This window comes from Moritella sp., from assembly GCF_013215705.1.
Taxonomy (GTDB): Bacteria; Pseudomonadota; Gammaproteobacteria; order Enterobacterales; family Moritellaceae; genus Moritella.
The window spans coordinates 70,645-80,825 of record NZ_JABSQR010000015.1; the positions used below are offsets into that span (position 1 = coordinate 70,645).

General features: G+C 41.6%; 8 protein-coding genes and 1 tRNA gene. 4 read left to right on the forward strand and 5 right to left on the reverse strand.

The genetic code is table 11. The annotated features are described in order from the left end of the window. Positions 1–24: 24 nt before the first annotated feature. Positions 25–1,038 carry an EF-P beta-lysylation protein EpmB gene (gene epmB, locus HRT96_RS11630; RefSeq protein WP_293156570.1) on the reverse strand — a complete coding sequence of 338 codons (1,014 nt, stop codon included), beginning with the start codon at positions 1,036–1,038 and terminating at the stop codon, positions 25–27. A gap of 44 nt (positions 1,039–1,082) precedes the next feature. On the opposite strand from epmB, the gene efp reads away from it, so the two are divergent. Beyond that, positions 1,083–1,649, forward strand: coding sequence for an elongation factor P (gene efp, locus HRT96_RS11635; RefSeq protein ID WP_006032528.1), 567 nt, complete (start codon positions 1,083–1,085; stop codon positions 1,647–1,649). Between the two features lie 94 nt (positions 1,650–1,743). Continuing rightward, the gene (gene epmA, locus HRT96_RS11640) at positions 1,744–2,718 is read left to right on the forward strand and encodes an elongation factor P--(R)-beta-lysine ligase (RefSeq protein ID WP_293156573.1); all 975 of its coding nucleotides are present in this window, start codon (positions 1,744–1,746) and stop codon (positions 2,716–2,718) included. 20 nt (positions 2,719–2,738) lie between these two features. Here the strand turns inward: epmA and mscM are convergent, their stop codons facing one another. The 4 genes from mscM to rsgA form a co-directional block, all read right to left on the reverse strand. Further along, positions 2,739–6,071 (reverse strand): miniconductance mechanosensitive channel MscM, encoded by a 3,333-nt coding sequence (gene mscM, locus HRT96_RS11645; protein ID WP_293156576.1) that lies wholly within the window; start codon positions 6,069–6,071, stop codon positions 2,739–2,741. Positions 6,072–6,142: 71 nt separating this feature from the next. Further along, positions 6,143–7,000: a DMT family transporter gene (locus HRT96_RS11650; protein ID WP_293156579.1), complete on the reverse strand. Its 858-nt coding sequence runs from the start codon at positions 6,998–7,000 to the stop codon at positions 6,143–6,145. A 187-nt stretch (positions 7,001–7,187) separates the two neighbouring features. Then, entirely contained in the window at positions 7,188–8,048 is an 861-nt protein-coding gene (gene asd, locus HRT96_RS11655) for an archaetidylserine decarboxylase (protein WP_293156582.1), read from the reverse strand. Between the two features lie 179 nt (positions 8,049–8,227). After that, positions 8,228–9,268, reverse strand: a complete 1,041-nt coding sequence (gene rsgA, locus HRT96_RS11660) for a small ribosomal subunit biogenesis GTPase RsgA (protein ID WP_293156585.1) — start codon at positions 9,266–9,268, stop codon at positions 8,228–8,230. A 130-nt stretch (positions 9,269–9,398) separates the two neighbouring features. Here rsgA and orn point away from each other — a divergent pair, with 130 nt between their 5' ends. Together orn and HRT96_RS11670 are read left to right on the forward strand one after the other, a co-directional pair. Continuing rightward, complete coding sequence (gene orn, locus HRT96_RS11665; RefSeq protein ID WP_293156588.1) at positions 9,399–9,965, forward strand: oligoribonuclease; 567 nt, start codon at positions 9,399–9,401, stop codon at positions 9,963–9,965. Between the two features lie 139 nt (positions 9,966–10,104). After that, a tRNA-Gly gene (locus HRT96_RS11670) sits at positions 10,105–10,180 on the forward strand. Position 10,181: the final 1 nt, after the last annotated feature.

Below are 10,181 nucleotides of genomic sequence, written 5' to 3' on the forward strand. Positions count from 1 at the left end.
TCCTTTTTTTATTGTCTGCTGTAATTAAATAGCGATAGGTGTTTTGCTTTTCTCGCCACCGATCTCACGGACTAACTTGGGCACTAAAAATCCCGGTAAGCGTAATAACAATTCATTCATTATCTCGACGGCTTTTTGTTCTGGCACATCAAAATGACTCGCGCCTTCGACTTTATCGAGCAAATGTAAATAGTAGGGCTGAATACGGTTATCAAACAGGCGTTCGTGTAATGCCACCAAATCATCAGCATTATCATTTATGTCTGCTAATAACACCGCTTGGTTATATAAACTGATACCGGCAGTGGTGAATTTCGCTAATGCTGCGGGTAATTCAGCGGCTAATTCATTGGGGTGGTTAATGTGTAATACCACACTGCAACGCAAGCTTGATTGTTTTAGCAGTGTCACTAATTCATCGGTAACGCGGCTTGGCATCACCACGGGTAACCGAGTATGGATGCGCAGACGTTTAAGATGTGGGATCTGCTCTAATTGTGCAACCAACCAGCTAAGTTGTTCATCATTGGCCATGAGTGGGTCACCACCACTAAAAATAACTTCGATGATCTCGGGCTTCGCGCGGATATAGTCTATCGCTTGTTGCCATTCGTGCTTGTTATTACTATTGTCTTGATACGGAAAATGACGGCGGAAACAATAACGACAGTTGATCGCACAACCGCCACGGACAATAAACAGGACCCGGTTGGTGTATTTATGCAGTAACCCTGGCACCACAGATTCATGCTCATCAAGCGGATCTTTAATGAAGCCGGCCTGTTGAATAAACTCCTGCTGTTTGGGCATGACTTGCAGAAATAGCGGGTCTTTGGGGTTGCCTTTTTCCATGCGATTGACAAATGATTGCGGTACGCGCATAGGAAATAACTGCCTTGCCGCAAAATCTGCTTGGAAAGTTGTCTCGGGAAGTTCTAGTATAAAAAGTAGCTTTCTAGGATCTGAAATGGCACTTGCTAAGTCTTTTTTCCAATTTTCCTGCATCTTTGCTCCATTTCGGGTTATCATTTGCGGCATTATTGAACTCTAATTATTGAAATCTATTTTTTCATGAGGATAACATGGCAACATACAAAACCAGTGACTTTAAAGGTGGTTTAAAATTCATGCTTGATAATGAGCCTTGCTCTATCATCGATCATGATCATGTAAAACCAGGTAAAGGCCAAGCATTTCACCGCGTTAAAGTTCGTCGTTTAATTTCTGGTAAAATTTTAGAAAAAACATTTAAGTCTGGTGAAACTGTTGAAGCAGCAGACGTAATGGAATCAGAATTAGCGTATCTATATAACGATGGCGAATACTTCCATTTTATGAACAATGACTCGTTTGAGCAAGTTGAAGCTGACGCAAAAGCGGTTGGTGATACGGCTAAATGGCTTGTTGAACAAGATATCTGCGTTATTACTACGTGGAACGATAACCCAATTGCTGTTACACCACCAAACTTTGTTGAATTGGAAGTAACAGAAACAGATCCTGGCCTAAAAGGCGATACTCAGGGTACGGGTGGTAAACCTGCAACATTAACTACAGGTGCCGTTGTGCGTGTACCTCTATTCATCCAAATCGGTGAAGTAGTGAAAGTTGATACACGTACTGGCGAATACGTTAGCCGTGTAAAATAAGTTGATGTTACGCTAAATTAAATTAGCGTTAATGAACGATAAAATGCCAGTCTTTGACTGGCATTTTAGTTTTTAGATATAAGTGGAAGTAGGTATGAGCGAATTAAATTGGCAACCGAGTGCAAGTTTTACTGCCCTGCGTGCGCGAGCTAAGGTATTAAATACCATCCGTCAGTTCTTTGCGACACGTGATGTATTAGAAGTTGATACACCAGCGCTGAGTCAAGCTGCTGTTACCGATGTACATTTAGATGCATTTAGCACGGTATTTGTTGGTCCAGGTTACAGCCAAGGTCTGTCCTTATATCTGCAAACATCACCTGAGTTTCACATGAAACGATTGTTAGCCGCAGGTAGTGGCTGCATTTATCAAATGAGTAAATCGTTCCGTAATGAAGAAGCTGGGCGTCATCATAATCCCGAATTCACTATGTTGGAATGGTATCGACTTGGTTTTGATCATTTTCAATTGATGGATGAAATGTCTGAGTTACTGACGTTGGTATTAGGGTCGGGTAAAGAGCAGCGTTTTACCTATCAACATGCGTTTAAACAATTCCTGCAGCTCGACCCTCTAACCGCGTCGCTGGATGAATTACGCAACGCCGGTAAAGTTTATAATGTCTATGACGTTATCGAGCATGAACCCGACCGCGATACCATCTTGCAGTTATTATTTTACGTGGGTGTCGAGAGCCAAATTGGCCACGATGTGCCGTGTTTTATTTATGATTTTCCGGCATCTCAGGCGGCATTAGCCCGTATTAGCCCGCAAGATAGCCGTGTCGCAGAGCGCTTTGAAGTGTATTTTAAAGGCATTGAGCTAGCCAATGGTTTCCATGAATTAGCTGATGCGAAAGAACAGTTAAGACGCTTTAAAGGTGATAATAACAAACGTAAGACCATGAATTTGCCCGAGCAGCCTATCGACTATCATTTGATTGATGCGCTGACTGCTGGTTTTCCTGACTGTGCGGGCGTGGCATTAGGTATTGATCGATTGGTTATGCTTATGACGGATGCTAACAGCCTCGATGAGGTGATTGCCTTTCCCACCCCTCGAGCTTAATACTGCTTTAAAAAGGTCGCTTATCTCAAGCTGCCTTTTTTCATGCTCATGATATGGCTACTATCACTGACTTTAAACCCATCTTTTACGCGTAGATCGAGCTGTGGCAATGCAATACGAATATTGTGTTCTTTAAAGACATGGGTGATGCGGGTATTGAGTGCGTGAGTCATGGTTAAACGATGACCCATTTCTGCCACATAACAGCGTACTTCAAAGCATAATGCATGTTGGCCAAACTCAATAAAGAATACTTCTGGTCCGGGATTATCAAGGCTTAAGTTATTTTGTTCGGCACTTTCTAATAGTAGTTTTGTGACTAGCTCGATATCAGAGTTAAATTCCACACCGATATTAATGATCACCCGGGTAATGGAATCGGACAGTGACCAGTTAATAAATTGTTCAGTGATAAAGGCTTTATTCGGCACAATAATTTCTTTTCTATCCCAATCTACAATCGTGGTAGCACGGGTTTGAATTTTACTGATACTGCCGGTTAACTCACGGATGGTAACGGTATCACCAATCCGGATCGGTTTTTCAAACAAGATAATTAAACCGGATACGAAATTAGCAAAAATTTCTTGTAAACCGAAACCTAAACCTACGGTTAATGCGGCTACTAGCCATTGGGTTTTCGCCCAGTCGACGCCTAAGAAGTTAAAACCAACGACAAAACCAATCGAAATAGTCATGTATTTGGCCAACGTCGTGATGGCAAAACCAGTACCCGGAGAAAGGTCAAGATGCTGCAAGATCAAGAGTTCGAGGGCACCCGATAAATTACGTACTAATACCAGCGTGAGTACAAAAATAATAATGGCTAACAAACAACTTTTTAAGGTAATAGGATTGATATATTCAACCCCATTTAAGGTATTGGAAGCATCCCATAAGGTGATGCTATCTAAGAAGATAAAGGCACTTTGCATTTCGGACCAGAAGAGTGCGTTTAATGCCACAAATAATAGTGTTAACAAGGTGCGTAGCAGCCCAAGCGATTGCGCACTGATTTGATCTAAATCGATTTCCGGTTCTTCGATATCAAAATGACTTTCTTGACTGCTATTTTTCTCACCTTTTTCAACTTCTTTCGCCCGCTGAGCAATAATATCGATACGTTTCGCTTTGGCTCGTTCAAAGGCGAGACGGCGTTTTTGCAGATGCATGCCACGACGGATCAAGTAATAGCTTAATAAAAATAACAGCCCCATTAACAGCGATGACTCCATCTGTTTTAACAACACTTGGGCGGTATAAAGGTAACCCATGATCGCCATGATCGCAGACGCTATCGGCGCGATAATAAACGCTGTCCAGATAGTATGGTGGACTATATGTGGTTTCCCATTATTTTTTTTCTGGTAGGTAAGGGGCAGTTTTTCACGATACAAACGGTAATAGAATTGCACTAATGCACCACAAGTGATGACAAAGGCAAGGCGACCGAGTGAACCGTCATACCCTTGTTCTGGATATTGGTAACACAGCACTTGGATGATATAAGCAGGCCAAGAGATAAAAAACAGGACTTGGTAGTAGCCCCAAATCTTAGCGATGCGCTCTTTATCTATTTTTAAGTGGATCTGTAATAGACCTTTATGACGAGTCAGATTACGGATGAACAGATAGATGACTAATAAAAATAATGATTCTTGTAAAGCATGGCCAATATTAACGGCAAACGGATACTGCCATGCATTTATCTGTAATTCGGTAATGATCAATAGCGAAATAGGTAAGAGCAGCGCATCGGCCAATGAATAAGCCAGGTTTCGTAGTGTATAAGCGAATTTATCTTGTGTTACTTTACCGACTTTCGGTGATGTAGCTGCAATATGTTTGGTAAAAAATTTATTCAGTGGTGTGCGTAAATAAGTAAAACCTAAAATAAGCAATACGGCCAAGCTTAGTGTGCCTAATGGTGTCGAAAATATGGCTTGTGGGATAGTAATGCTGTTCTCGATTGACGTGAGCCAAAGCATACTGGTAAACAGCTCGGTAATACTTTGCGTGCTGAGCAAGGGAATACTTGGTACCCAGAATAAGTGTTCATCCGCTTGCTGTTTAATTTGCACTAGGGTGCTATTCATTTTGCTATAGCTGACTTTTAATTTCGCTTGTTCGTAGATGTGGTTATCTAAACTGCTAATTAGCTGACCGAGTAGTAATCGACGTAACTCTATAAAACGTAACAAGCTCGTCTGCTCTGCAGTCGTTAGCGTCTTGGTTGTTAATGGCAAATTGTCTAATTGCGTGCGCATTTTTTGGTAGCGAAAACGGGCTAAACGGCTATCGACAATCTCATTTTCTAATTTGTCTAATGGTGGTTCACTCGGTAAGCTACTTACCTGCGCGCGTAAATTCTCGCCAAACGCTGAACTTATTTTTAACCATTCGACTTGTTCATTAAAATTAATGAGTATGGTGGTGAGCGCATCAACTTGTTGGGTTACGGCTTGCTGCTTACCTTGAATGGCTTCGTTTTTTGCCGACACAATTTCCAGTGCGCTAGACAGTTCTTGGTTGATTTCTAATTGCAGCTGTAAAAAGGGTGAACTAATCAGTGATGAATCATTGATCTGTTTACTCCGCGCAATCGCGTCGGCGGTTTCTTTACGTAATATGCTGTTGCGTAACTCGGTCAACGTCGCTAAGTAGTTACTGACGTCTTTTTGTTGTAACAAATTTAAACGACGATTGAGCTGGGCTAATTCACTGCGGTTACTGGCGCTGAGTTGTTCAAGTTCCAGCATTTGGATCTGGGTTGATAGTGATGACTGTTTGATTTGCAGGGAAATGCGTAAGGCTTCTTGCTCCTCGTTTAAGCTAATTTCACCGCGACCAACTAATTTATCATGTTCTTTTTGAGCCGAGGTTAATTTACCGCGTAAGCGTTCGATATCAGTCTGAAATGAACTGATCCGAATGCCAATGGTGGTGAGTTCGCTGCTGCGCGCTTGTTGTTGTTTTTTTAACGCGGTCTGACTCGCGTTTTGTCTGGCTATCTCTTGCTCGATTTTATTGATTGGCCAGTTACTGGCATCGGCAAAACTGGCCGCTTTGTAGTTGCTGATCTGGGCTTTTAATGTTTGCGATGTTATTGGATAGTCATCAATGATTTTTTGATAATTGGAGGCTATTTGACGCGCATCGGTGTCTTCACTTAACGCTTTTAATGCTTGTTGGTAATACTTGAGTTGTAACTTAATTGAAGGCGTTAGCGCGCGTTCTTTCAGCTGATATATGGTGTCGGTAAGCTGGATTTCACCATAACTAAGCTGTGCCTGAACAGGCGTAATAAATAATGAAAATAGAATAAGTAAAATTACATAATTTTTAGTCATCATAATATTTCATAAGGTCGAGTCATCATGCCAGTGAAATGCGGTTTATCCGTTTTCCAACTGCGTTAATCAACCTATTTTTTTCCTGCATTCCATGTTTCAAAGAGGGCGGCTGAGACCACTAATACGCCTCCAGTGATGGTTGCAGTATTGGGGATTTCACCTAAAAAAGGGATCGCTAGCAAACTACCATAAAGCGGTTGTAAACAGGCGATAAGACCCACTGTTTTGGCTTTTAGATAACGTAATGCTGTGACTAGCAGTGTGTGCGGCATTGCGGTAAAACAAATCCCTAACACCACTAATAACGTCCAATTGTCATTATTTATTTCCGCTAAGTCTACACTCAAAAATGGCGAAAGCATACACGCGGTTAATAATGTTTGATAAAACATGGTATGGGGTCCGCTGTAATGCGAGAGCTTACGTTTGTAGAGAATGTTTCTTAAAGTAAACAGGAATGCAGAGCTAATACCGCTGATGATACCGAGTGTCACGTCATTATCTAAAGACAGCTCTGGGACCAATAAGCTAATGCCGATTAATACCACTAATGCCGAGACGATATCTTGACCTTGGATTTTTTCTCGATTAAACAACGGTTCTAAAAACACCGTCATGACAGGGTAAGTGTAGAAGGCAATAAGCCCTATCGCAATGGTCGATAATTGCATGCCTAAGAAGAACGTCACCCAGTGTGCGCCCACTAGCGCGGCTAATAATACCGCCCAGCCATAATCGCTTAATTTATTTAATCGCAGTGGTTGTTTGGTGACGGTTAATAATAAATACAGCACAGTGCTGGCAATAACGCAGCGAAGAATGGTGATATCGAGCGCCGTTAAGGGAATTAGTTTAGAGAATAATGTGGTGCCGCCAAGTAATAGCGTTGCAGAGTGGAGAGCCCAAAGCCCTTGTTTACGTTGTTCCATTAATTGCTTACATCCTTGCAATTGTTAGCCAGATCAATTGGCATCGTTAATCGTAGTGACTCTGTGACAATAGCGGTGGTTATCGAGAATACGGAATATACAGGGTTAGTATATGTTATTGAAGAGGAATATTACCCGTTACTATAGTAACGGGTAATATTATCCTAGCGGTTATGCTTAGATAATTTTATTTGTTTTTAATACGGGCAAATGTTTCACCCATGACTGTTGCTGCTGCTGGTTGTAGTGCATCAACAAATTCAACGGCATCTTTGGCAAACACTGCGACAATTGTTGAGCCCAGTTTAAAGCGACCCATTTCTGCGCCTTTTTCGATCACGATTGGTGCTTGGTTTTCATAAGTCCAACGTACGATCTCTTTATTCTTTGATGGTGCTACTGTGCCGTGCCAAATTGTTTCAATTGAGGCGACGATCGTTGCGCCAACTAATACTAGGGCAAACGGGCCAACTTCGGTATCAAAGATCGCGATAGCACGTTCGTTACGGGCAAATAGATTGGGTACATTTTGTGCGGTCAGTGGATTTACTGAAAACAGATCACCCGGTGCAAAAATCATTTCTTTTAAGGTACCGGTAATTGGCATATGAATACGGTGATAATCACGTGGCGATAAGTAAACCGTTGCAAAGTCACCGTCTTCAAATTTGTTCGCTAATTGACGATCGCCGCCAAGTAATTCACACACACTGTAGTCATGACCTTTAGCTTGTACGATACGACCTTGGGTAATTGGACCTGCTTGGCTTACTGCGCCATCTACTGGTTGACATAACATGTTGTCGTCAGCATTGATTGGGCGTACGTCTGCTTTTAATTCACGGGTAAAGAAGTCGTTAAATGTTTGGAAATGTGCCGGATCTGAATAGGTGGCTTCATCCATGTTTACATTGTAGCGCTTGATAAACCAGTTGATCACATAGGTTGTTACTTTACCGTGAGCACCATTGGCAAATAAACCAGTAAGACGAGATAAACCGTGTTGAGGAAAGCAGTATTGGGCAATAACTTTAAGCTTGTCTAGCACCTGAGAGCCTCTTAAATAGTTGAATAATTGATAGTTAAATAGAATTAACGCTATTGTAACAAGTTTGACTATTGTTGTCAGAACTTGCGTGATGAGTTTAACCAGATAAATGTTATCTTGCTATTTATGCTAGCCAGATAACACTTATTTGTTGTAGTTATGACATCATAGTGTGCGAATTATTTACGCACTGGGACATGACGTTCAGGACGATTATCGAGCATGGTTTCTAAAATACGAACATAGTTATTAAAGCGCACTTTTTTGATCTTGCCTTTTGCTACGGCATCTTGCAGTGCGCAACCTGGATCGTTTTTGTGTTTACAATCGCGGAAGCGACATTCACCTAAGAAATCTCTAAATTCGATAAAACCATTGGCGATCTCTTCGGGCTTCATGTGCCACAGCGAGAATTCACGTACTCCCGGTGAGTCAATTAGATCACCACCTGATGGGAAATGATATAAACGCGCTGTGGTGGTGGTGTGGGTACCCAGACCTGATTTTTCCGATACATCACCCACCTGAATATGTAATTCGGGCATTAAGGCATTCACCAACGATGATTTACCTACGCCTGATTGACCAACAAAGATAGTGGTATTATCTTTCAATAGACCTTGTAATTCACCTAAACCTTTACCTTCAGTCGATGATACTTGCCATACTTCGTAGCCGATATCGCGGTAAGTTTGGAGCTGCTGGTTAATGGTGAATAATTCATTGGGGCTTAATAAATCGATCTTGTTTAATAAGATCACTGGGCGAATTTTTACATCTTCGGCAGCAACAATATAACGGTCGATAATATTGGTTGAGAATTCTGGCACCACGGAAGATACAATTACGATCTGATCGATATTCGCCGCAATCGGTTTAATACCATCGTAGAAATCGGGACGGGTCAATACGGTTCTGCGTTCGTGTACCGCTTCGATAATACCAGAAATGCCTTGTAGCTGTTCATTACCTAGGCGCCAAACGACACGATCACCAGTGACTAAGCTCACAATAGAACGACGTAGATTACAGCGATGAATGACACCATTCTCATCTTCTACATCAGCATGTTGACCAAAACGGCTAATGATCACACCTTCTTGCTTTTTGCCGAGAAGCGCATCATCCCATTCTCGTGTATCTGGCTTGGTTAGACGTTTAGTTTGGTTGCTACGTACGCGACGTATTTGACCTTGGGTTAGATGTTTCTTTTTAGCCACGGGTAAATTCATTCCTGAGTTGTAACAACGCGTATTATAGTACAGCTGTTGCTGAACATCGCATTTCGAGGTCGATTGGGTATAATAACCTTAAACATACGATTAAACGACAACTATTAGGATCCCCTCTATGCCACTTGCCAACAATGCAACGCAATTTAATGAAAATAATTTAGTTTGGATTGATTTAGAAATGACCGGTCTTGATCCAGAAAAATGTCTGATCATTGAAATTGCCACTATCGTTACGGATAGTGAATTGAACATTCTTGCAGAAGGACCTGTACTCGCTATTCATCAAGATAAAGCGGAACTTGATAAGATGGATGAGTGGTGCACAACGCATCACACTAATTCTGGTCTAGTTAAACGGGTATTAGCGAGTGAAGTTACTGAAAAAGAGGCTGTTGAGCAGACATTAGCATTCTTACACAAGTGGGTTCCGGCTGGTAAATCACCATTATGTGGTAACAGTATTGGCCAAGACCGCCGTTTTTTAGTGAAATATATGACGGAATTAAATGATTATTTTCACTACCGTAATGTCGATGTGAGCACGATTAAAGAATTAGGTCGCCGTTGGTGCCCTGAGGTTATATCGAGTTTTCACAAACAAGGTTTGCATTTAGCATTGGATGATATTCGTGAATCAATTGGTGAATTACAGCATTATCGCCAACATATGTTTAAAATTTAAGCATCGAAACGGTTGGTTAGATAATTTTACGACCTTATAGTAGAAACATTCAGCAATATCTGGTTTTTTTATAATAAAGCCTCGGTCTAGGCTTGCAAAAACCAGTCGGTTCTATATAATTCGGCACCTAAGATGAGATGCGGTACTAGCTCAGTTGGTAGAGCGCAACCTTGCCAAGGTTGAGGTCAAGAGTTCGAGCCTCTTGTACCGCTCCAA

What these genes read in the sequence shown, in the direction of transcription:
- orn (WP_293156588.1), top strand. Translation starts at nt 9,399, where the DNA reads ATGCCACTTGCCAACAATGCAACGCAATTTAATGAAAATAATTTAGTT.
- epmA (WP_293156573.1), top strand. Translation starts at nt 1,744, where the DNA reads ATGAGCGAATTAAATTGGCAACCGAGTGCAAGTTTTACTGCCCTGCGT.
- efp (WP_006032528.1), top strand. Translation starts at nt 1,083, where the DNA reads ATGGCAACATACAAAACCAGTGACTTTAAAGGTGGTTTAAAATTCATG.
- HRT96_RS11650 (WP_293156579.1), bottom strand. Translation starts at nt 7,000, where the DNA reads ATGGAACAACGTAAACAAGGGCTTTGGGCTCTCCACTCTGCAACGCTA.
- epmB (WP_293156570.1), bottom strand. Translation starts at nt 1,038, where the DNA reads ATGCCGCAAATGATAACCCGAAATGGAGCAAAGATGCAGGAAAATTGG.
- mscM (WP_293156576.1), bottom strand. Translation starts at nt 6,071, where the DNA reads ATGATGACTAAAAATTATGTAATTTTACTTATTCTATTTTCATTATTT.